The sequence below is a fragment of the Streptomyces sp. SS7 genome, assembly GCF_037993025.1.
Classification (GTDB): domain Bacteria; phylum Actinomycetota; class Actinomycetes; order Streptomycetales; family Streptomycetaceae; genus Streptomyces.
Genome location: NZ_CP141223.1, coordinates 6,064,686 through 6,086,586 on the forward strand (window position 1 = coordinate 6,064,686; position 21,901 = coordinate 6,086,586).

Annotated in this window: 24 protein-coding genes and 1 tRNA gene; 18 read left to right on the plus strand and 7 right to left on the minus strand. The window is 70.7% G+C overall.

All coding sequences use genetic code 11. The features are described from left to right. Positions 1–18: 18 nt before the first annotated feature. Positions 19–432 (minus strand): SsgA family sporulation/cell division regulator, encoded by a 414-nt coding sequence (locus U5640_RS28045; protein WP_340378620.1) that lies wholly within the window; start codon positions 430–432, stop codon positions 19–21. A 253-nt stretch (positions 433–685) separates the two neighbouring features. Between U5640_RS28045 and U5640_RS28050 the strand changes: the two genes are divergently transcribed. Next, entirely contained in the window at positions 686–2,170 is a 1,485-nt protein-coding gene (locus U5640_RS28050) for an RDD family protein (RefSeq protein WP_340378622.1), read from the plus strand. Positions 2,171–2,251: 81 nt separating this feature from the next. Next, on the plus strand, positions 2,252–3,001 hold the full coding sequence (locus tag U5640_RS28055; protein WP_340378624.1) for an RDD family protein: 750 nt from the start codon (positions 2,252–2,254) through the stop codon (positions 2,999–3,001). A 65-nt stretch (positions 3,002–3,066) separates the two neighbouring features. Here U5640_RS28055 and U5640_RS28060 read toward each other — a convergent pair whose 3' ends face one another. Further along, positions 3,067–3,360 (minus strand): hypothetical protein, encoded by a 294-nt coding sequence (locus tag U5640_RS28060; protein ID WP_340378626.1) that lies wholly within the window; start codon positions 3,358–3,360, stop codon positions 3,067–3,069. A 356-nt stretch (positions 3,361–3,716) separates the two neighbouring features. Between U5640_RS28060 and U5640_RS28065 the strand changes: the two genes are divergently transcribed. After that, a complete protein-coding gene (locus U5640_RS28065; protein ID WP_340378628.1) occupies positions 3,717–6,062 on the plus strand; it encodes an immune inhibitor A domain-containing protein in 2,346 nt (781 codons plus the stop codon). Between the two features lie 133 nt (positions 6,063–6,195). Further along, positions 6,196–6,528, plus strand: coding sequence for a hypothetical protein (locus U5640_RS28070; protein WP_340378630.1), 333 nt, complete (start codon positions 6,196–6,198; stop codon positions 6,526–6,528). Between the two features lie 88 nt (positions 6,529–6,616). Here U5640_RS28070 and U5640_RS28075 read toward each other — a convergent pair whose 3' ends face one another. Both U5640_RS28075 and U5640_RS28080 read right to left on the minus strand, forming a co-directional pair. Continuing rightward, positions 6,617–7,204: an isochorismatase family protein gene (locus U5640_RS28075; RefSeq protein WP_340378632.1), complete on the minus strand. Its 588-nt coding sequence runs from the start codon at positions 7,202–7,204 to the stop codon at positions 6,617–6,619. Between the two features lie 117 nt (positions 7,205–7,321). After that, complete coding sequence (locus tag U5640_RS28080; protein WP_340378634.1) at positions 7,322–8,671, minus strand: nicotinate phosphoribosyltransferase; 1,350 nt, start codon at positions 8,669–8,671, stop codon at positions 7,322–7,324. 58 nt (positions 8,672–8,729) lie between these two features. On the opposite strand from U5640_RS28080, the gene clpS reads away from it, so the two are divergent. The 9 genes from clpS to U5640_RS28125 all read left to right on the plus strand — a co-directional run bounded on the left by clpS (position 8,730) and on the right by U5640_RS28125 (position 16,444). Continuing rightward, positions 8,730–9,047 carry an ATP-dependent Clp protease adapter ClpS gene (gene clpS / locus U5640_RS28085; protein ID WP_055638081.1) on the plus strand — a complete coding sequence of 106 codons (318 nt, stop codon included), beginning with the start codon at positions 8,730–8,732 and terminating at the stop codon, positions 9,045–9,047. Positions 9,048–9,058: 11 nt separating this feature from the next. Further along, on the plus strand, positions 9,059–9,667 hold the full coding sequence (locus U5640_RS28090) for a DUF2017 domain-containing protein (protein ID WP_340378637.1): 609 nt from the start codon (positions 9,059–9,061) through the stop codon (positions 9,665–9,667). A 350-nt stretch (positions 9,668–10,017) separates the two neighbouring features. Next, positions 10,018–11,457: an amino acid permease gene (locus tag U5640_RS28095; protein WP_340378639.1), complete on the plus strand. Its 1,440-nt coding sequence runs from the start codon at positions 10,018–10,020 to the stop codon at positions 11,455–11,457. Positions 11,458–11,595: 138 nt separating this feature from the next. After that, positions 11,596–12,018, plus strand: coding sequence for a M67 family metallopeptidase (locus U5640_RS28100; RefSeq protein ID WP_067243753.1), 423 nt, complete (start codon positions 11,596–11,598; stop codon positions 12,016–12,018). Between the two features lie 117 nt (positions 12,019–12,135). Then, complete coding sequence (locus U5640_RS28105) at positions 12,136–12,231, plus strand: putative leader peptide (RefSeq protein WP_319180349.1); 96 nt, start codon at positions 12,136–12,138, stop codon at positions 12,229–12,231. A 98-nt stretch (positions 12,232–12,329) separates the two neighbouring features. After that, on the plus strand, positions 12,330–12,608 hold the full coding sequence (locus tag U5640_RS28110) for a MoaD/ThiS family protein (RefSeq protein WP_067243754.1): 279 nt from the start codon (positions 12,330–12,332) through the stop codon (positions 12,606–12,608). 15 nt (positions 12,609–12,623) lie between these two features. Beyond that, entirely contained in the window at positions 12,624–13,574 is a 951-nt protein-coding gene (locus U5640_RS28115; RefSeq protein ID WP_340378646.1) for a cysteine synthase, read from the plus strand. A 258-nt stretch (positions 13,575–13,832) separates the two neighbouring features. After that, entirely contained in the window at positions 13,833–15,890 is a 2,058-nt protein-coding gene (locus U5640_RS28120; RefSeq protein ID WP_340378648.1) for a putative Ig domain-containing protein, read from the plus strand. 98 nt (positions 15,891–15,988) lie between these two features. After that, positions 15,989–16,444 carry a hypothetical protein gene (locus tag U5640_RS28125; RefSeq protein ID WP_340378650.1) on the plus strand — a complete coding sequence of 152 codons (456 nt, stop codon included), beginning with the start codon at positions 15,989–15,991 and terminating at the stop codon, positions 16,442–16,444. Positions 16,445–16,472: 28 nt separating this feature from the next. Here U5640_RS28125 and U5640_RS28130 read toward each other — a convergent pair whose 3' ends face one another. Further along, positions 16,473–16,931 carry a type II toxin-antitoxin system PemK/MazF family toxin gene (locus U5640_RS28130; RefSeq protein WP_340378652.1) on the minus strand — a complete coding sequence of 153 codons (459 nt, stop codon included), beginning with the start codon at positions 16,929–16,931 and terminating at the stop codon, positions 16,473–16,475. Between the two features lie 225 nt (positions 16,932–17,156). Here U5640_RS28130 and U5640_RS28135 point away from each other — a divergent pair, with 225 nt between their 5' ends. Then, on the plus strand, positions 17,157–17,909 hold the full coding sequence (locus tag U5640_RS28135) for an MBL fold metallo-hydrolase (protein WP_067243772.1): 753 nt from the start codon (positions 17,157–17,159) through the stop codon (positions 17,907–17,909). A 147-nt stretch (positions 17,910–18,056) separates the two neighbouring features. Here U5640_RS28135 and U5640_RS28140 read toward each other — a convergent pair whose 3' ends face one another. Continuing rightward, entirely contained in the window at positions 18,057–19,307 is a 1,251-nt protein-coding gene (locus tag U5640_RS28140; RefSeq protein ID WP_340378655.1) for a PTS transporter subunit EIIC, read from the minus strand. 250 nt (positions 19,308–19,557) lie between these two features. Between U5640_RS28140 and U5640_RS28145 the strand changes: the two genes are divergently transcribed. From U5640_RS28145 to rdgB, 4 genes are all read left to right on the plus strand, one after another. Then, positions 19,558–19,791 (plus strand): PTS glucose/sucrose transporter subunit IIB, encoded by a 234-nt coding sequence (locus tag U5640_RS28145; RefSeq protein WP_067243776.1) that lies wholly within the window; start codon positions 19,558–19,560, stop codon positions 19,789–19,791. Positions 19,792–19,865: 74 nt separating this feature from the next. Further along, entirely contained in the window at positions 19,866–20,603 is a 738-nt protein-coding gene (gene rph / locus U5640_RS28150; RefSeq protein ID WP_340378658.1) for a ribonuclease PH, read from the plus strand. A gap of 98 nt (positions 20,604–20,701) precedes the next feature. Further along, positions 20,702–21,121 (plus strand): hypothetical protein, encoded by a 420-nt coding sequence (locus U5640_RS28155; RefSeq protein ID WP_340378660.1) that lies wholly within the window; start codon positions 20,702–20,704, stop codon positions 21,119–21,121. A 46-nt stretch (positions 21,122–21,167) separates the two neighbouring features. Then, positions 21,168–21,770, plus strand: coding sequence for an RdgB/HAM1 family non-canonical purine NTP pyrophosphatase (gene rdgB / locus U5640_RS28160; RefSeq protein WP_340378662.1), 603 nt, complete (start codon positions 21,168–21,170; stop codon positions 21,768–21,770). Between the two features lie 45 nt (positions 21,771–21,815). Here rdgB and U5640_RS28165 read toward each other — a convergent pair. Continuing rightward, a tRNA-Leu gene (locus tag U5640_RS28165) sits at positions 21,816–21,899 on the minus strand. Positions 21,900–21,901 lie beyond the last annotated feature (2 nt).

Sequence of the window (21,901 nt, forward strand, 5' to 3'; positions counted from 1 at the left end):
CCGCGCGCACCCCCCGGCTCACTGCGCGAGCAGCTCGGCCAGACCCTCGTCCAGACCGAGCTGCTCGCCCTCGGTGCCCGGCGGCACCGCCCGCAGCGTCCGCTCCAGCCACGCCGACACCTGCGCGGAGGGCGCCTCCAGCAGGGCGTCGCCGTCCGGTGAACTGAGCGCCATCAGCACGACGCTGCGCCCCTGCGACTTCGTCGGCCACACCCGCACGTCCCCGTTGCCGCAGGGCCGGAACACCCCCTCCACCAGCAACTCCCGGGCGAACGTCCAGTGGACGGGCTGCTCCGAGTTGATGTGGAAGATGACGTGCACGGCGAACGGGTCGTCGCTGCGGTAGGCCAGCCGGGCCGGGACGGGGATGCTGCGCTCCGGCGACAGGATGAGCCGGAGCTCCAGTTCGCGCTCCACCACGGTGTGCTGCATGGTCGTTCTCCTCTCCGTACGGATGTGTACGGAGGGAGAGAGCGTGAGGGATGCGGAGCATTACGCGGGTTCGGAGAACTTTTTTCCACGTGTTCGGTCGGGGAGCCGCGGCGGACGGTTCCGAACGTGTGAAGCGTGTGCACGGGGTTGCCCGGAAAGGGGCGGGTACGGCGGGACTGGCGGTGGTGGTTGCGTCCGTCTGATAGATGTGGATGCCCCCATCCGACCTCCGAGCAGATACGGGACGACGGACATGAGCGCCCCAACCCCGGCCCCCGGCGACGACAGGCCCCGCGAGGGGTATTACCCGGACCCGTCCATCCCCGGATACGTCCGGTACTGGAACGGCTCCGCCTGGGTACCGGGCACCAGCCGCCCGGCCCCGTCGGACGGTACGCCGCTCACTCCTCCGGCCTCACCCGTGGAGGAGACCGGCCCGCACTTCTTCGACGAGGATCCGAACCCGGCCGACCAGGTCGGCGGCGGCCGCCCCGAGCCCGCCTCGGCCTGGGGCGCGGACCGGGCCCACCAGTCCGGCTTCGGCGGTGACCAGGACCGCAGGGTGTCCTGGGGAGCGGCGCAGGGCGCCGACCCGAGGGCCCTGGCGCAGTCGGCGGTGCCGGCCCAGCAGGGCGGACCGGGGTCCCCGGCGCAGCCCGACGGCTGGTCCGCCAGCACCGACGGGACGGCGACCATCCCGCCGGCCGAGCCGGAGACCGGTGACGTGGCGTCGGGCGGGACGTTCGTCTTCCGCCGTCCCGGTGCGCGGGACGCGGCCGGAGGCGGCGCGGCGGGCAGCGCCAGGCCCGGCTTCGGCGCGGGCAAGGCGGCCGCCGAGCGGGCCGCCGCCGCGCAGGCGGCACAGGCGCAGGGTGCCCCCGGCCTCCCGGGCCCGGCGGCCCGCATGCCGGCCCAGCAGGGCCCCGCGGTCCAGTCTCCGGCCGTGCAGTCTCCCGCCGTACCGCCTGCTGCCGTACCGCCTCCCGGCGGACAGCCCTCCGCGGCGCAGCCCCCCGCCCGGCAGCAGGGCCCGGCCGCCTTCCCGCCCGCCGCGGGGCAGACCGGCGGTCCCGGCCCGGCGCCGCAGCCCGCGCCGGGTGTCCCGCAGCAGTCCGCCCCCATGGCCGCCGGCTCCGGCGGGGGGCAGTCCTCGTGGGCGCAGCAGGTGCACCGGCTGGCGGGGGCCGACGAGCAGCCCCCGCCGTGGAAGCCGCCCGTCGAGGACATCTTCCAGGCCGCCGCCCGCAGACAGGCGGCGGCCCGGCCCGCCGGGCTCGGCAGGCGGTTCGCGGCCCGGCTGGTCGACACCCTCGTCCTCGCCGCCGTCACCTCGGCCGCCGCCGTACCGCTCGGGGTGAAGGCCCTGGACCACGTCAACGAGAAGATCGACGAGGCCGAGCTGACCGGACGGACCGTCACGGTCTGGCTCCTGGACGGCACGACCTCCGTCTACCTCGGCATCGTCCTCGGCGTCCTGCTGGTCTTCGGGATCGTCTACGAGGCCCTGCCGACCGCCAAGTGGGGGCGCACACTGGGCAAGAAGCTGCTCGGTCTGCAGGTGCGGGACATCGAGGGGCACGAGCCCCCGGCCTTCGGCGCGGCCCTGCTGCGCTGGCTCGTCTACAGCGTGCCCGGGCTGCTGGTGATCGGCGTCGTGGGCGTGGTGTGGGGGGTGTTCGACCGGCCGTGGCGCCAGTGCTGGCACGACAAGGCCGCCCATACGTTCGTGGCCGGCTGACGCCCGCGCCCCCGGCCGGGCCGACACCCGTACGGCCGCTCGCCGGATGCGGTGGCCCGGGCCGCGGGTTCCACTCGGGCCATGACCACCGAACCGCCGCCCGGCTCCGGCGGCCCGCCGGAGGACGATCCGCTCCGGAAACACCCTCCGCAGGAGCCGCCGCACGAACCCCCGGGGGAGTCGCCGCGCGAGCCGCCGCGGGGCTCACCGTACGACGCGCCGTACGACGGGGAGCCGCCCCCGCCGTACTCGGGCGGTGGCGGCTCCTACGGCGGCGGGTCCTACGGCGGCGGTCCCTCCGGTGGCGGTCCCTACGGTGGCGGTTCCCACGGCGGCCGGGGCGGTGACCCCTACGGCGGCTACCCGCAGGACCCGCTCGCCGGGATGCCGCCGCTCGCCGAGAGCGGCCGGCGCACGCTGGCCCGGATCATCGACATGGTGCTGGTGTACATCGTGGTGGCGCTGCTGGTGTGGGCCTTCCGGGTGGACCAGTACACGGTCGACGCCGACAAGATCTCGTTCGGCAAGACCCTCGGCCGCGAGATCGTCACCGCCGTCCTCTACGTCGCGTACGACACGATCCTGATCGCGCGGACCGGCCAGACCCTCGGCAAGAAGTGGTTCGGCATGCGGGTCGCCAACCTGGACGACGGCTCCACGCCCTCCGTGCAGACCTCGCTGGTCCGCGCCCTGGTGCTGTGGATCCCGTTCGCGTTCTGCTGCGCCTGTGTGTGGACCGCGATCGCGGGCGGCTGGAGCTACTTCGACAAGCCGTACAAGCAGGGCCTGCACGACAAGGCGGCCAAGACGGTGGTGGTCGGCCTCGGTTGACGCGCCGGGCACGAAGGAGGGCCCGAGTCGGCAGAGAGCTCGGGCCCTTCCCGTGCGCCGTTCGGTCAGGGGGCCGGTTCTCGGACGGGCTCGGGCGCCGCGGCCACGGAGGCGGAGGCGGGTACGGGTACGGGCTCGGGCGCCGCCTGCTGCTCCGGCCGCGGCTGCGGCACGGGGGCGGGCGACGAACGCGTCACCGGCACCGTCAGGGCGACGAGCACGCCGAGCGCGAGCGCGGCGACGGCGACGACGGCGATCCCGGGTCCCGAACTCGTCTGTGACAGCAGCAGCATGGCGAGCGTCGAGACGATGACGGTGCAGGAACCGTACGTGAGCTGTGCGACAGTCGGACGAGGCATGGCAATCGTGTCCTCGGAAGCGGGGGAGATCTCGACTCTATGGGCCTGCATGCCCGAGCGGAACGAACGGTAAGCGTGACCTAACCCACGGTGCCGGTGCACAGGGGGCGCACGGAGTCATGGCGTCCAGCAAGTGGACGGTCCCGCGCGCCTGTTCCGGTTACGGTCATGTGTCCGTAATGCGAACACCGGCTCTCAATAATGCACTTGATCTGTCCAAGTCAAGGTCTGTCTTTTCTCGCAAACCAGTAGTCAAATGGCGTCACTTGACTACACGCGTATAACAGCGCGCGGACCTTCCTTGACAGGGATCCCCCCTTTTCCGCGCGTACGGTCGCGTTAGGGGAGGACATCAAGTGACCAGTAGATCCTGGACGTTCAGAACGGCCGCGACGGTCGTCGCCCTTGCGGCGGCCACGACGACGTTCACCACGTTCGCTGTGGCACAGGCCGCGGAGCGTGGCACGGGCGCGGCGGTGGACCGGCGGGACCCGCAGCCGGCCAAGGCCAAGGAGCACGACTTCGACGGCCCGCTCAGCAAGACGCAGGAGGCCCAGCGCGAGGAGGCCCTCAAGCAGGTCATATCCGGCCAGGCCACCGTCAAGGACCGCAACGGTTCCAAGGTGGTCAAGCTCGCCGGCCGCAAGGGCGACAGCAAGTACGTCGAACTGGGCCGCGAGAAGACCGACAAGATCTTCACGATCCTGGTCGAGTTCGGCGACAAGGTCGACCCCCGCTACGGCGGCACCACCGGCCCGCTGCACAACCAGATCGCCGCACCGGACCGCGCGAAGGACAACTCCACGGCCTGGCAGGCGGACTACAACCAGGCGCACTTCCAGGAGCTGTACTTCGGCACCGGCAAGAAGACCGAGTCGCTGAAGAAGTACTACGAGAAGCAGTCCTCGGGCCGCTACTCGGTCGACGGCAAGGTCACCGACTGGGTCAAGGTGCCCTACAACGAGGCCCGTTACGGCTCCAACGACGCCGCGACCGGCGCCTGGTACGCGGTCCAGGACGGCGTCAACGCCTGGGTCGCCCAGCGCGAGGCCGCCGGTGACACGGCCGCCCAGATCAAGGCGGAGCTGGCCCAGTTCGACCAGTGGGACCGCTACGACTACGACGGCGACGGCAACTTCAACGAGCCCGACGGCTACATCGACCACTTCCAGATCGTGCACGCCGGCGAGGACGAGTCGGCGGGCGGCGGCGCGCAGGGCGCGGACGCCATCTGGGCCCACCGCTGGTACGCCTTCGGCACCGACGCCGGCTCCACCGGCCCGGACACCAACAAGCTCGGCGGCGCCCAGATCGGTGACACCGGCATCTGGGTCGGCGACTACACCATCCAGCCGGAGAACGGCGGCCTGGGCGTCTACGCCCACGAGTACGGCCACGACCTCGGCCTGCCGGACGAGTACGACACCACCGGCGGCGGCGAGAACTCCACCGGCTTCTGGACCCTGATGTCCTCCGGGTCCTGGCTCGGCACCGGCAAGGAGGCCATCGGCGACCTGCCCGGCGACATGAACGCCTGGGACAAGCTCCAGCTGGGCTGGCTGGACTACGACGTCGCGTTCGCGGGCAAGAAGTCCACCCACAAGCTGGGCGTCGCGGAGTACAACACCAAGAACGCCCAGGCGCTCGTGGTGCAGCTGCCCGAGAAGACGGTCACCACCGACGTCGTCACCCCCGCGCAGGGCTCCACCCAGTGGTGGAGCGGCAGCGGCGACGACCTGCGCAACACGCTGACCCGCACGGTCGACCTGACCGGCAGGACCTCCGCGTCCCTCACCCTGGACGCCTGGTGGGACATCGAGCAGAACTACGACTTCCTGTACACCGAGGTCTCCACCGACGGCGGCGCCAGCTACACCCCGCTCGACGGCACCCTGGCCGACGGCACCGCCATCCCGCGTGACGGCAGCGACAAGCCCGCCCTCACCGGCACGGCGGCCGCCTACCAGAAGCTGACGTTCCCGCTGGACGCCTACGCCGGCAAGCAGATCAGCCTGCGCTTCCGCTACGCCACCGACGGCGGCGTGGCCCAGAAGGGTTTCGCGGCCGACGAGATCACGGTGACCGCCGACGGCGCGACCCTGTTCTCCGACAACGCGGAGGCGGCGGACGCCGCTTGGACCGCGAAGGGCTTCTCCCGCATCGGCTCGACCATCACGGACGACTACGCGCAGTACTACATCGCCGAGAACCGCCAGTACGTGTCGTACGACAGGACCCTCAAGGTCGGCCCGTACAACTACGGCTTCTCGACGACCCGTCCGGACTGGGTGGAGCACTACGCGTACCAGAACGGTCTGCTGATCTGGAAGTGGGACACCTCCCAGGCGGACGACAACACCAGCGCCCACCACGGTGAGGGCCTGATCCTCCCGATCGACTCGCACCCCACCCCGCTGAAGTGGGCGAACGGCACCCTGATGCGCAACCGCATCCAGGCCTTCGACTCCACCTTCAGCCTCTATCCGACGGACGCGATCACGCTGCACAACGCGGACGTCGCGACCAAGATCAAGTCGCGTCCGGGCGTCCCGGTCTTCGACGACGGCAAGTCGACCTACTACGACGCCACGAACCCGCTGGCGGGCGTCAAGGTCACTGACACCAACACCTCCATCAAGATCGTCAGCGAGCCCAAGGACGGCTCGACGATCACCGTGAAGGTCGGTCCCTCGGCCAAGTGATCTGAGAAACCGCAGGTCAGAAGCGTATCGGCGGCAACCCCTTGGCGGGTTGCCGCCGGTCGTGTTTAGGTGCCTCCTGTGACTCCGTTATTGACGACGACCTTGATACCGACTCGCACGGGGGTGTGACCGCATGGCCGCAGGAGGCTTCTGCAAGCTGCCGAACGGCAGGGTGGTGGTGGCCCTGAACCTGCCCAGCCCGAGCACCGCGGACCCGGACGCCGCCGTCCGCGTCCTCGTCCACGCCCAGAACCGGGCGAGGGCCCTGACCAGGCTCCGCAACCTCGGCCTGCGCGCGGTCTACCTCCGCGGCAACGCGGCCCCGCCGACCCCGGACGAGATCACCGCCGTACTCCACCACCCGGACGGCCTGATCTGGCGCACCACCCCTGACAACGCTGTCCCGGCGACGGTCCCGGAACTCTGGAGACCGATCAGGGCCCTGCTCCGGGGAGCGGCCGCCTAGTGCCGTGACCGGGAAGGCTTGCCGGGCGTCGCGAGCCGGTGAACCTTTCCGGTCACGGCACAAGGGTCGGGTGGCCCCAGGGCGCTGCTCAGCTGACGACCGGCTTGCCCGTCAGTTCGACGCCGGCCGCGCGCAGCTCCTCCAGTGCGCGGTCGGTGGTCTCCCGGGCCACCCCGGCGGTCAGGTCGAGCAGGACCGTCGTACGGAACCCCTCGCGGACCGCGTCCAGCGCGGTGGCCCGGACGCAGTGGTCCGTGGCGATCCCGACCACGTCGACCTCGTCGATCTTCCGGGTCCGCAGCCAGTCGCCGAGCGTGACACCGTTCTCGTCGGCGCCCTCGAAGCCGCTGTAGGCGGCCGCGTAGGCCCCCTTGTCGAAGACGGCGTCGATCCCGCCGGAGGCGACCGCCGGGGCGAAGTTCGGGTGGAAGCCGACGCCCTCGGTGCCGGCGACGCAGTGCGCGGGCCAGGACCGGACGAAGTCGGGGTTGTCGGCGAAGTGCCCGCCGGGCGCGATGTGGTGGTCACGGGTGGCCACGACGTGCCGGTACCCGGCGGGGGCCTGCCCGATCAGCTCGGTGATCGCGGCGGCGACATCGGCACCCCCGGCCACCGCGAGGCTGCCCCCCTCGCAGAAGTCGTTCTGCACGTCTACGACGATCAAGGCGCGGCGCATGGTCGGTGTCCTTCGACTGAGGGTGAAGTCGACTGTCGGGTGAAGTAAGCAAGCCTAGAGATTTTCCGCCCCCGGCAACAGGGCCCCGCCCTCGCCGACGGGACCCGGGCACACCCCCTAACGCTCTTGCTGGCGCTCCTGGAGGTACTCCGTCGCCAGCACCGGCTCCCCCCGGGAGAGCTGGGTGGCGGACAGGGGCAGGTTGGCGCGGGCCGCCGTGTGGCGGTCGCGTACGGCGTCCAGGGGCTCGCGGCCGACCACGGTGCCGCCCCTGACCAGCTCCACGAGCAGCTGCCGGTCCGCGAGCCCGGCCGGCACCGGCCCGGTGCCGATGACCTCGGCCTCGGCGACCCCGTCCGCGTCCAGCCGCCGCGCCGCCCACTTGCGGCCGCCGACCGACGTCTTGCCGCCCGTGGACCGCTTCGCGACCGGCACCAGCGGCGCCTTCGGATCGGCCGACTCGGCGCGCGCGACCAGCTTGTAGACCATCGAGCAGGTGGGATGCCCGGACCCGGTCACCAGCTGCGTCCCCACGCCGTACGCGTCCACGGGCGCCGCCGCCAGCGAGGCGATGGCGTACTCGTCGAGGTCGGAGGTGACGATGATCCGGGTGCCGGTGGCGCCCAGGGCGTCGAGCTGCTGGCGCACCCGGTGGGCGACCAGCAGCAGGTCGCCGGAGTCGATGCGGACGGCGCCCAGCTCGGGCCCGGCCACCTCGACCGCCGTACGGACGGCCTCGGTGACGTCGTAGGTGTCGACGAGCAGGGTCGTGCCGCCGCCGAGGGAGTCCACCTGGGCCCGGAAGGCGTCCCGCTCGCTGTCGTGCAGCAGGGTGAAGGCGTGGGCGCTGGTGCCGACGGTCGGGATGCCGTAGCGGAACCCGGCGGCCAGGTCGGAGGTGGAGGTGAAGCCGCCGACGTACGCGGCGCGGCTCGCGGCGACCGCGGCCAGCTCATGGGTGCGGCGGGCGCCCATCTCGATCAGCGGCCGGGCGCCGGCGGCCGAGGACATCCGGGAGGCGGCCGCCGCGATCGCCGAGTCGTGGTTGAGGACGGACAGGATCACCGTCTCCAGCAGCACGCACTCGGCGAAGGAGCCCTCCACGCGCAGGATCGGCGAGCCGGGGAAGTAGACCTCGCCCTCCGGGTAGCCCCAGATGTCACCCGAGAAGCGGTAGGCGGCCAGCCAGTCCAGCGTCTCGTCGTCGACGAGGGCGCGGCGGCGCAGGAAGCCCAGGACGTCCTGGTCGAAGCGGAAGTTCTCGACCGCGTCCAGGACCCGCCCGGTGCCCGCGACGACCCCGTAGCGCCGCCCGTCCGGCAGCCGCCGGGTGAAGACCTCGAACACGCTGCGCCGCTCGGCCGTCCCGGCCTTGAGCGCGGCCTGCAGCATGGTCAGCTCGTACTGGTCAGTGAAGAGCGCCGTAGAGGGAACGTCCACCGGCAGCCCAAGGTCCGCTGTGTTCATGGCGACAGATGCTACACCCCTTTGCGTCAGTGTGACGATTTGTGGGGCCCGTGGCAGCATGGGCCTTGTGACGTCACCCGCTCCCCTTGAGATCGAACGGACCGAGTCGGCGGAGGAGGTCTACGCCGTCCCCGAGCCGGACGTCCCCTGGGTCACCATCGTCCACAACGACCCGGTCAACCTCATGAGCTACGTGACGTACGTCTTCCAGACGTACTTCGGCTACAGCAAGGACAAGGCCACCAAGCTCATGCTCGACGTCCACCACAAGGGCCGGGCGGTCGTCTCCAGCGGCTCCCGCGAGGAGATGGAACGCGACGTGCAGGCCATGCACGGCTACGGACTGTGGGCCACCCTCCAGCAGGACCGGAAGTAGCCTGCTCACTGATGCCTGGACACTTCGAACCGCTTCCCGGCGGCGGCGCGGCCGTCGCGCTCGACGACGTCGAGATCTCCATCATCCGGTCGCTGGCGGTCCAGCTGCTGGAACTGATCGGGCCCGGCCCCGCCGAGGACGCCCCCGACGACCCGCTCGCCGAGCTCTTCGCGGAGGGCCCGAGCGAGCCCCCCGCCGACCCGGTGCTCCGCCGGCTCTTCCCGGACGCCTACACCGACCCGGAGGGCACCCCGGGGCCGCGGCAGGCGGACGAGCAGAAGGCGCACTCCGCCGAGTTCCGCCGCTTCACCGAGAACGACCTCAGGGCCGGCAAGCGCGCGAACGCCCTCGTGGTGGTCCGCACCCTGGACGGGCTGGCCGCCGAGGCGGCCGGCGAGGGCGGGGCCGTGCTGAAGCTCGCGCCCGGGGAGTCCCGGCAGTGGCTCAGCGCCCTCAACGATCTGCGGCTGGCGATCGGGGCCCGGCTGGAGATCACCGACGAGGACGACACCGACGTCCTCTACCGGCTGCCGGACGAGGACCCGCGCAAGCCGATGGTGATGGCGTACCTGTGGCTGGGCGGCCTCCAGGAGACGCTCGTCTCGACCCTTATGCCCTGATAGATCCCGCCGGAGTGTTCGCTCAGAGGACGCTCAAATCCGGATAACGATCGCGTCACCGCCCCCGTGGCGAATGTCCGCTTCGGGGGCAGTTCCTGCGCTTCTCCCTGTGTCGTGCGCCACACGGGAGAGGCGCGATCCACGTTACGGCCGTGATAAATCTTCACGACCGCCCGGCGAACACCACCCGAATGTTCGGCCGGGTGCGCCACCGAGCCGGCGACCGCCGGCCAGGCTCAGCGGGTTCGGGGCACTCCGAACCCGCTCGCTCCATCATCCGGGGGGATCGAAACCCGATCCGAGGCCGACGAGAGGCCCGGGTCGGCATGGAGAAAGGGCGCACCACACACATGACCTCCGCTCAGGTCGACACGGACGGCAGCGGCGCCGAGACGGCGCCCGAAGAGGGGTACGAACGCGGACTCGGCAGCCGCCAGGTCCAGATGATCGCCATCGGCGGCGCCATCGGCGTCGGCCTCTTCCTGGGAGCCGGCGCGAACATCGCCAAGGCCGGTCCCAGCCTCATCCTCATGTACGCCCTCGCGGGCGCGATCGTCTTCTTCATCATGCGGGCGCTCGGCGAGCTCCTGCTCTATCGCCCGGTCTCGGGCTCCTTCGCCGAGTACTCCCGTGAGTTCCTCGGCCCGTTCTTCGGCTACTTCACCGGCTGGACCTACTGGCTGATGTGGGTCGTCACCGGCATGGCCGAGCTGACGGCCGCCGCGATCTACGTCAACTACTGGTTCCCGGACGTCCCGCGCTGGGTCACCGCCCTGGTCTTCCTGGTGATCCTCTTCGGGGTCAACCTGATCTCCGTGAAGCTCTTCGGCGAGCTGGAGTTCTGGTTCTCGATGGTCAAGGTCACCGCCCTGATCGGCATGATCGTCATCGGTCTCGGCGTGCTCACCTTCGGCTTCAGCAGCGCCGGTGACACCGCGTCGGTCGCGAACCTCTACCAGTTCGACGGCTTCTTCCCCAAGGGCATCGGCTCCTCCCTCATGACCCTCCAGGGCGTGATGTTCGCCTACCTCGCGGTCGAGCTGGTCGGCGTCACCGCGGGCGAGTCCGAGGACCCGGAGAAGACGCTCCCGAAGGCCATCAACACCCTTCCGTGGCGCATCGCCCTGTTCTACGTCGGCGCGCTCACCGTGATCCTGTGCGTCGTGAAGTGGACCGAGTTCGCCCCGGGCGTCTCGCCGTTCGTCGAGGCCTTCGCGAAGATCGGCATCCCGGCCGGCGCCGGCATCGTCAACTTCGTCGTCCTCACCGCGGCCCTGTCCTCCTGCAACTCCGGCATGTACTCCACCGGCCGCATGCTGCGCACCCTGGCCGACAGCGGCGAGGCCCCGGCGGCCTTCCGCAAGCTGTCCGCCACCAAGACCCCGGCCTTCGGCATCACGGTCTCGGTCCTCTTCATGGGCATCGGCGTGGTCCTCAACTACGTCGTCCCCGAGAAGGCCTTCGGCTACGTCACCTCCGTCGCCACCGCGGCCGGCATCTGGACCTGGCTGATGATCCTGATCAGCCACGTCCTCTACCGCCGCGCGGTCGTCGCGGGCCGGCTGCCCGCCTCGTCCTTCCCGGCGCCGGGCGGCTCGGTGTGCAGCTGGATCGCCATCGTGTTCCTGCTCTTCGTCACGGGCCTCATCGCCTACGACGCCGACTCCCGGGTCTGCCTGTACGTCATGGCCGGCTGGGCCGCCGCGCTCGGCGTCGGCTGGGCGGTCCTCAAGGGCCGCAACCCGGAGGTCACGAGCCACCGCGAGCCGGAGCTCGAGAAGACCGGCTGACCGGGTCCACCCCAGGACGTCCGCCCGCAGGGAGCACTCGTGGCGCCCCGCTGCGGCTGCCGCTCAGGGCGTCCGCCATGTGGGCCGTTCCGTACCGCACCCCGGTACGGAACGGCCCCTCTGTCTATCCTGACGAACATGCTGACCATCACCCAGGCCCTCGTCGACCAGATCGTCGCCCACGCGCGCAAGGACCACCCCGACGAGGCGTGCGGCGTCGTCGCCGGGCCGGCCGGCTCCGACCGCCCCGAGCGCTTCATCCCCATGCTGAACGCCGCGATGTCCCCCACGTTCTACGAGTTCGACTCCGGGGACCTCTTCAAGCTCTACCGCGAGATGGACGACCGCGACGAGGAGCCGGTGGTCATCTACCACTCCCACACCGCCACCGAGGCCCACCCCTCCCGCACGGACATCTCCTACGCCAACGAACCGGGCGCCCACTACGTCCTCGTCTCCACCCGCGACACCGACGGCCTCGGCGACTTCCAGTTCCGCTCCTTCCGCATCGTGGAGGGCGAGGTCACCGAGGAGGAGGTCCGGATCGTCGAGGGCTACTGACCGTCTGCCGCCGCCGCCCCTCGCCCGCAGACGCCGTATCTCACTCACCGGCCCGATTCCGTCCACCATGTGGGATCACATTCCGGAAGCCGGGACGGGAATCGATACGATGAGCCCATGGTTTCCCACGACGTGAGCGAGAAGACGCCGGGCGCACTGCTCGTGGCGCGGCTGCACGTCGACCTGTGCAGGCTAGCCAGCGCCATCTGTTGACGCGGACCCCTGCCGCCGTACGGCCGTGAGCCGCGGCGATGTCTCACCACGCACGTATCCCGCGCTGCCCACCTTCCTTCCGACAGGAGCCCTGAGCCATGGCCATCGAGGTCCGCATCCCCACCATCCTCCGCCAGTACACCGACGGTCAGAAGGCGGTGGAGGGCAGCGGTGACACCCTCGCCGACCTCTTCAACGACCTCGAGACCCGGCACACCGGCATCCACGCCCGGATCGTGGACGAGGGCAAGCTGCGCCGCTTCGTCAACGTCTACCTCAACGACGAGGACGTCCGTTTCGTCGACGGCATCAACACCAAGCTGACCGACGGCGACACCGTGACGATCCTGCCGGCCGTGGCCGGCGGCATGGCCTAGGCCGGCAGACCCGGCATGCGTTACGACTCCCCGCTGGCCGCGGTGGGCAACACCCCTCTGGTGCGCCTGCCGCGGCTGTCGCCGTCCGCCGACGTCCGCATCTGGGCCAAGCTGGAGGACCGCAACCCCACCGGCTCGGTCAAGGACCGCCCCGCCCTGCACATGGTCGAGCAGGCGGAGAAGGACGGCCGGCTCACCCCCGGCTGCACCATCCTGGAGCCGACGAGCGGCAACACCGGCATCTCCCTCGCCATGGCGGCCAGGCTCAAGGGCTACCGCATGGTCTGCGTGATGCCCGAGAACACCTCGCAGGAGCGCCGGGACCTGCTCGCGATGTGGGGCGCCGAGATCATCTCCTCCCCGGCGGCCGGCGGCTCCAACACCGCCGTGCGCGTCGCCAAGGAGCTCGCCGCCGAGCACCCCGACTGGGTGATGCTGTACCAGTACGGCAACCCGGACAACGCCGGCGCCCACTACGCGACGACCGGCCCGGAGATCCTCGCCGACCTGCCCTCCGTCACCCACTTCGTGGCCGGCCTCGGCACCACCGGCACCCTGATGGGCGTCGGCCGCTATCTGCGCGAGCACAAACCGGACGTGCGGATCGTCGCCGCCGAACCGCGCTACGACGACCTGGTGTACGGCCTGCGCAACCTCGACGAGGGCTTCGTACCGGAGCTGTACGACGCCTCCGTCCTCACCACCCGGTTCTCGGTCGGCTCGGCGGACGCCGTGACCCGCACCCGTGAACTCCTGCAGCAGGAGGGCATCTTCGCCGGTGTCTCCACGGGCGCCGCGCTGCACGCCGCGATCGGCGTCGGGCGGAAGGCCGTCAAGGCGGGGGAGAGCGCGGACATCGTGTTCGTCGTCGCGGACGGCGGCTGGAAGTACCTCTCCACCGGTGTCTACACGGCGGCCACCACCGAGGAGGCCATCGAGACGCTCCAGGGCCAGCTCTGGGCCTGAGGCACTGGGCATAGCTCCGGCATAGGGCTCATCAACCACGCGCCAGCCCCCTCCTATGAGGGGGCTAAACGCTGTCCACGGGGCGGCAAAGAACGCCCGGGGGTACTGCCGGTAACCGGTGCGGCGGGGCTACGTTCTGCCCGCAGTCCCACCCTGTCCCCTGAGTGTCATGCTCATGATCGCGCCTCCGTCCGCCGCTACGCGCGTCACGTGCCTGCACCCCATACGAGATCCCCACTCCCGATGGAGGCAGTACCCATGCGCGAGCCACGCCTGCGAAGACTCCTGAGCGTCGCCGTCCCCGCCCTCACCCTCACCGTCGCCGGACTCCTCGCGGCCCCCACGGCCGGTGCCCAGCCCGCCGCCCGCACCGCGGCGGCCACCTCCCGCACCACCCAGAACGCCAAGGCCCTCACCGCCCCCGACCGGCAGACCGTCCACTCCACCGGCACGGCGGGCGAGAAGGTCCCCACCACCCACCTCTGCGGCGACCCGGCCCCCGGCCACGCCACCTGCTTCGCCCAGCGCCGCACCGACATCAAGCAGCGCCTCGCCACCGCCCTCGCCGCCGCGGCCGCCGCACCCTCCGGCCTCAGCCCCGCGAACCTGCACAGCGCCTACAACCTGCCCTCGACCGGCGGCTCCGGACTGACCGTCGCCGTCGTCGACGCCTACAACGACCCCAACGCCGAGTCCGACCTCGCCACCTACCGCTCCACCTACGGCCTGTCCGCCTGCACCAAGGCCAACGGCTGCTTCAAGCAGGTCGGCCAGACCGGCTCCACCACCTCGCTGCCCACCAACGACACCGGCTGGGCCGGCGAGGAGGCGCTCGACCTCGACATGGTCAGCGCCGTCTGCCCCAACTGCAACATCACCCTCGTCGAGGCGAACTCCGCCACCGACGCCGACCTCGGCACCGCAGAGAACGAGGCCGTCGCCCTCGGCGCCAAGTTCGTCTCCAACAGCTGGGGCGGCGACGAGTCCTCCTCCCAGACCGGCGAGGACACCTCCTACTTCAAGCACCCCGGCGTCGCCATCACGGTCAGCGCGGGCGACTCCGCCTACGGCGCCGAGTACCCGGCCACCTCCCAGTACGTGACCGCCGTCGGCGGCACCGCCCTGTCCGCCTCCTCCACCTCCCGCGGCTGGACCGAGTCCGTCTGGCACACCTCCAGCACCGAGGGCACCGGCTCCGGCTGCTCCGCGTACGACCCCAAGCCGAGCTGGCAGACCGACACCGGCTGCACCAGGCGCATGGAGGCGGACGTCTCCGCCGTCGCCGACCCGGCCACCGGCGTCGCCGTCTACGACACCTACGGCGGCTCCGGCTGGGCGGTCTACGGCGGCACCAGCGCCTCCGCCCCGATCATCGCGGGCGTCTACGCCCTGGCCGGCACCCCGGGCTCCGGTGACTACCCGGCGAAGTACCCCTACAGCCACACCGGCAACCTGTACGACGTCACCAGCGGCAGCAACGGCTCCTGCTCCACCTCGTACTTCTGCACCGCCAGGACCGGCTACGACGGCCCGACCGGCTGGGGCACCCCCAACGGCACCACCGCCTTCACCGCGGGCACCGGCACCGGCAACACGGTGACCGTCACCAACCCGGGCAGCCGCTCCACCACCACCGGAAGCTCGGTCAGCCTGCAGATCAGCGCCACCGACAGCGCGGGCGCCACCCTCACCTACAGCGCCTCGGGCCTGCCGACCGGCCTGTCCATCGCCGGCTCCACCGGCAAGATCACCGGTACGGCGACCGCCGCCGGCACCTACCAGGTCACCGTCACCGCCACCGACTCCACCGGCGCCTCCGGCTCGGCCTCCTTCACCTGGACCGTCGGCTCCTCCGGCAGCACCTGCACCTCCGCCCAACTGCTCGGCAACCCCGGGTTCGAGTCCGGCAACACCGTCTGGACCGCCGGCTCCGGCGTCATCACCACCTCCGGCAGCGAGTCCCCCCACACCGGCTCCTCCTACGCCTGGCTGGACGGCTACGGCTCCTCGCACACCGACACGCTCTCCCAGGCGGTGACCGTCCCGAGCGGCTGCAAGGCGACCTTCACCTTCTACCTGCACGTCGACACCGCCGAGACCTCCACCGGTACGCAGTACGACAAGCTCACCGTCACGGCGGGCTCGACAACCCTGGCCACCTACTCCAACCTCGACGCCGCCACCGGCTACACCCAGAAGTCCCTCGACCTGTCCGCCTACGCGGGCTCCACCGTCACCCTGAAGTTCAGCGGGGTCGAGGACTCCAGCCTCCAGACCAGCTTCGTCCTCGACGACACGGCCGTCACCACCGGCTGACCCGGGCCGGCCGCACCGGCCGCACCGCTATCACCCGTACGCCCGGCACGGATCCAGGCGTACGGGTGGTACGTCGAAGGGGGAGAAAGGAGGCCCCCATGCGCCGTACGACCCGTTCCACCGCCCTCGCCCTCGTGGTGCTGACGCTCGCCTTCGCCGGCTGCGGCACCGAGAGCGACGGCGCCTCGGCACCCCCGCCCTCCTCGGCGGCGGCCACCGACGAGGACTGCACGGCCACCCCGCCCGCCGAGCTCACCGCCGCCGACACCGGCCGCACCTTCTGCCTGACCGTCGGCGGACAGCTCCGCCTGAACCTCGACGGCACGAAGGAACGCCCCTGGTCCGCCGTCACCACCACCGGTGACGTGCTGAAACCCACCAACGCCGGCATCGTCGTCCTGCCCGGCGACGCCCTCGCCGCCTACGACGCGGTCGCCGCCGGCACCACCCGTCTCAGCGCCTCCCGCCCCCTGTGCGCCCAGCCCACCGGGGCGAGCCAGGCCGCCTGCAAGGGAATCCAGGAATGGACGGTCACCGTCCGGGTGACCGGGTGAGCGGGTGAGCGAAGCGGCGACACGCGGGTCAGGTCGCCAGATGCCGGACCTGGTCCCACAGCACCGGGTCCATCACGCCCACCCGGCGCCGGAAGTCCGCCACCGGGACCTGCCGCAGCTCGTCCGTCTCCAGGAAGCTCGGCCGCCCCCGCGCGTCACCCACCGCGCCCGGCGGCAGCGGAATCACCCCCGCGCGCCCGTCCCGGTACCTGCTGGTGATCTTCGCGACCGTCACCCGTTCGCCCCGCACCCCCAGCACCAGACACGGCCGGTCCTTCTGCCCGGGCCCGTCCTCGAACGGCACGTTCGCCCACCAGATCTCGGCCGGCTGCGGCCGCCCCCGGACCCCGTGCCCGCGGGTGGGCCGCCCCGGCGGCCGGGTCCTGCGCCCCGCGGGACGCCGCCCGCGCCCCCAGCCGTCGACGAGCGCGGCGACCAGCGCCAGCAGTACCACCGCGGCGAGCGCGAGCCACCAGGACGTGTCCATGGGACGACGTTACCGGCGCGCGCACGGCATCGCGCGCCCTTGTTCACGCCTCACAGACCCCTGGTCCAGCCGAACCGGTGACAGCACAGGTGAGTTCGCCCACAACAGCCCCTGGCGGAGGAGCGACCCGGGGTTTTGCGCCTTACGCTCGACAAACCGCACGACCCCCGTCGCCCCATATCCCTCGCACCACTTTCATATCCCGCCAGCGGAGGTTTCTGCTTTATGAAGCTCACCGTCGTCGGCTGCTCGGGGTCGTTCCCGTCCGCGGAATCGGCCTGCTCGAGCTACCTCGTCGAGGCCGACGGCTACAGGCTGCTTCTCGACATGGGCAACGGCGCCCTCGGCGAGCTGCAGCGTCACTGCGGTCTCTACGACCTCGACGCGATCTTCCTGAGTCATCTGCACGCCGACCACTGCATCGACATGTGCGCCTATTTCGTCGCGCGCTACTACCGCCACGACGGCGGGCGCTGCGACCCCATCCCGGTCTACGGCCCCGAAGGCACCGAACACCGCCTGACCACGGCCTACGCCGACACCCCCTCCGCCTCCTCGATGAGCGAGGTGTTCGACTTCCACACGGTCAAGCCGTCCACCTTCGAGATCGGCCCGTTCACCGTGCACACCGAACGCGTGGCCCATCCCGTCGAGGCGTACGGCATCCGCGTCGAGCACGGCGGCCGGTCGCTCACCTACTCCGGCGACACCGGCCTCAGCCCGGCCCTGGAGGACCTCGCCCGCGACACCGACCTCTTCCTGTGCGAGGCCGCCTTCACCCACGGCAAGGAGAACATCCCCGACCTCCACCTCAACGGCCGCGAGGCCGGCGAGACGGCGGCCCGGGCCGGCGCGAGACGCCTCGTGCTGACCCACATCCCCCCGTGGACCGACCCCCGGGTCAACCTCGCCGACGCCCGGGAGGTCTTCGCCGGCCCGGTGGAACTGGCGGCGCCGAGGGTGTCGTACGAGATCTAGTGCCGTGACCGGGAAGGTCTGCCGAGCCGGTGAACCTTTCCGGTCACGGCACTGGATCTGCCCCGCCGCCGTACGAGGTTCAGGCGCACGGCAGCGCGAAAGGCCCCGGAGCACGCTGCTCCGGGGCCTTCCTCGTCGACGTCGGGGCTATGCCTTCGTCAGGTCCTCGATCTCCTCCTCGGGCTCGCGGCCCGGGGTGGGGAGGTTGAACCTCGTGATGGCGAAGCGGAAGACGAAGTAGTAGATCGCGCCGAAGACCAGACCGATGGGGATGATCAGCCAGGGCTTGGTGGCCAGGTTCCAGTTCAGGGCGTAGTCGATGAAGCCGGCCGAGAAGGTGAAGCCGGTGTGCACCCCGAGTGCCCAGGTGACCGCCATCGACAGGGCGGTGAGCACCGCGTGGATGGCGTACAGCAGCGGGGCGATGAACATGAACGAGAACTCGATCGGCTCGGTCACACCGGTCACGAACGAGGTCAGCGCGACCGAGATCATCATGCCCAGCACGGCCTTGCGGCGCTCCGGACGGGCGGTGTGGGCGATGGCGAGCGCGGCGGCCGGCAGACCGAACATCATGATCGGGAAGAAGCCCGACATGAACTGACCGGCGGTCGGGTCCCCGGCGAAGAACCGGGTGAGGTCGCCGTGGACGATGTCGCCGGAGGCCTCCTTGAAGTCACCGAGCTGGAACCAGGCGACCGAGTTCACGAACTGGTGCATGCCGACCGGGATCAGCGCGCGGTTGATCAGGCCGAACAGCGCGGCACCGACGGCACCGAGACCGGTGATCCACTCGCCGACGTCCGAGATGCCCTCGCCGATCGGCTTCCAGACCAGGCCGAAGAAGACACCCATGAGCGTGCCGACGAACGCCATGATGATCGGCACCAGCCGGCGTCCGTTGAAGAAGCCGAGCCAGTCGACCAGCTTCTTGCGGTGGTACCGCTGCCACAGCACCGCCGAGAGCAGACCCATCAGGATGCCGCCGAGGACACCGGGGTTGTTGTAGGTCGCGGCTATGTCGGCGCCCGCCTGGACCTTCGCCTCGGTGACCGGGAACGCCTTGAGTACATTGCTGTAGACCAGGAATCCCACCAGCGCGGCGAGGGCGGTCGAGCCGTCCGCCTTCTTGGCGAAACCGATGGCGACGCCGATGCAGAACAGCATCGGGAGGTTGTCGAAGATGGCGCCGCCGGCCGTGCCGAACACCGCCGTGACCTTGTCGGGCAGGTGGAGCTTGTCTTGCACGTCCGTCTGCCCGAGGCGGAGCAGGATGCCTGCCGCCGGGAGCACGGCGATGGGGAGCTGAAGGCTGCGGCCGACCTTCTGCAGGCCCTGGAGCAGGCCGGATCCCCGCTTCTTCGCGGGGGCCGCCGATGGCGCGGTGGCGGTGGTCATGGTTCCTCCATCTGGGTGATGGTCTACACCACTCAGTGGTGTAGACCATGTTGTAGCAGATGAAGAAGAGATAAGGAACCCGCTGCGCGAGGCGGAAATCGCCCACGGGTTGGCGACCGTATGCCGGGTGGTGTAGACCAGTTCCGGACGATTGGGTTGCTGTCGATCGGGTTGCCGTGACGTCATCCTTCGGTACGCACGACACAATCGCTCGCGAAGCTGGGCCACCTGTGTGCGTGAGGAGACCGACATGGCCACCAAGGCAGAGAAGATCGTCGCCGGACTCGGCGGCATCGACAACATCGAGGAGATCGAGGGCTGCATCACCCGCCTGCGGACCGAGGTCTCCGACCCCTCCCTCGTCGACGACGCCGCCCTCAAGGCCGCCGGCGCCCACGGCGTCGTCAAGATGGGCACCGCCATCCAGGTCGTCATCGGCACCGACGCCGACCCGATCGCCGCGGAGATCGAAGACATGATGTGACCGGTGAGGGGCTCCTCCCGCACGATCACCGTGCGGGAGGAGCCCCTCCGCCGTCTACGGCTAGGCTCGGCGCCATGTCACGCATCGACGGCCGCACCCCCGAACAGCTCCGCCCCGTCACCATCGAACGCGGCTGGAGCAAGCACGCAGAAGGCTCCGTCCTCATCTCCTTCGGCGACACCAAGGTCTTCTGCACCGCCTCCGTCACCGAAGGCGTCCCCCGCTGGCGCAAGGGCAGCGGCGAGGGCTGGGTCACCGCCGAGTACTCCATGCTTCCCCGCGCCACCAACACCCGCGGCGACCGCGAGTCCGTCCGCGGCAAGATCGGCGGCCGCACCCACGAGATCTCCCGCCTCATCGGCCGCTCCCTGCGCGCCGTCATCGACTACAAGGCGCTCGGCGAGAACACCATCGTCCTCGACTGCGACGTCCTCCAGGCCGACGGCGGCACCCGCACCGCCGCCATCACCGGTGCGTACGTCGCCCTCGCCGACGCCGTCACCTGGGCCCAGGGCCGGAAGCTGATCCGGGCCGGCCGCCAGCCGCTCATCGGCACGGTCTCCGCCGTCTCCGTCGGCATCGTCGGCGGCGTCCCCCTCCTCGACCTCCGCTACGAGGAGGACGTCAAGGCCGAGACCGACATGAACGTCGTCTGCACCGGCGACGGCCGCTTCGTCGAGGTCCAGGGCACCGCCGAGGCCGAGCCGTTCGCCCGCGAGGAACTCAACTCCCTGCTGGACCTGGCCGTCTCCGGGTGCCGGGAACTGACCGCCCTCCAGCGCGCGGCACTTGATACCGTCCTCGAAAAGTAAAGGGCGTACCAAGAGAAGTGGTGCGCGGTGGCAACCTCACCGCGCACCACGGCGTCTTGGGCAGTACGCACCGCAGTTCAACGGGGAGGATCACCGCAATGGCCAAGACCGCGAGCCGCCGACACCGGGGCCGAGGCCGCCGTACCGCCATCGCCGCGAGCGCCGCGGCCGTCGCCCTCACCCTGGGCTTCACGGTCACCGGCTGCGACGCCGTCAACAAGGCCCTGGACTGCGTCCAGACCGCCGACGCCATCGCCGACAGCGTCACCGACCTCCAGCAGGCCGTGGAGAACGCGTCGAACGACCCGACCCAGCTCGACGAGTCCCTCAGCTCCATCGAGAACGACCTCGGCCAGATCGGCGACAAGACGGACAACGCCGACGTCAACAAGGCCGTCGACGACCTGAGCACGGCCGTGAAGAACGTCCGTACGGCCGTGGACAACGGCGACGCCACCCCCGACCTCAGCCCGGTCACCGACGCGGCGGGCGAACTGACCAAGGTCTGCACGCCCTGACGACCGGTGGCGGGACCCGGTGGCGGGGCTCGGGATACTGGGGGACATGACCCGCCTGATCCTCGCCACCCGCAACACCGGAAAGATCACCGAACTCAGGTCGATCCTCGCCGACGCAGGTCTGCCGCACGACCTCGTCGGTGCGGACGCCTACCCGGAGATCCCCGACGTCAAGGAGACCGGAGTGACGTTCGCCGAGAACGCCCTCCTCAAGGCCCACGCCCTCGCCCGGGCCACCGGCCTGCCCGCCGTCGCCGACGACTCCGGCCTCTGCGTGGACGTCCTGAACGGCGCCCCCGGCATCTTCTCCGCCCGCTGGGCCGGCACCCACGGCGACGACAGGGCCAACCTGGACCTGCTCCTCGCCCAGCTCTCCGACATCGCCGACGAACACCGGGGCGCCCACTTCGCCTGCGCGGCCGCCCTGGCCCTCCCCGACGGCACGGAACGCGTGGTCGAGGGCCGCCTGACGGGCACCCTGCGCCACACCCCCGTCGGCACGAACGGCTTCGGCTACGACCCGATCCTCCAGCCGGACGGCGAAACCCGCACCTGCGCCCAACTGACGGCGGCCGAGAAGAACGCGATCAGCCACCGGGGGAAGGCGTTCCGGGGGTTGGTGCCGGTGGTTCGGGAGCTGCTGGGCTGATACCGAAGGCCCGCCTTCGGAGGGCGGGCCTTCGAATCAAAGGCGTGCGGCCGGAGGGACTCGAACCCTCAAGGGATTTCTCCCACAGCATCCTAAGTGCTGCGCGTAGGCCAATTCCGCCACGGCCGCGT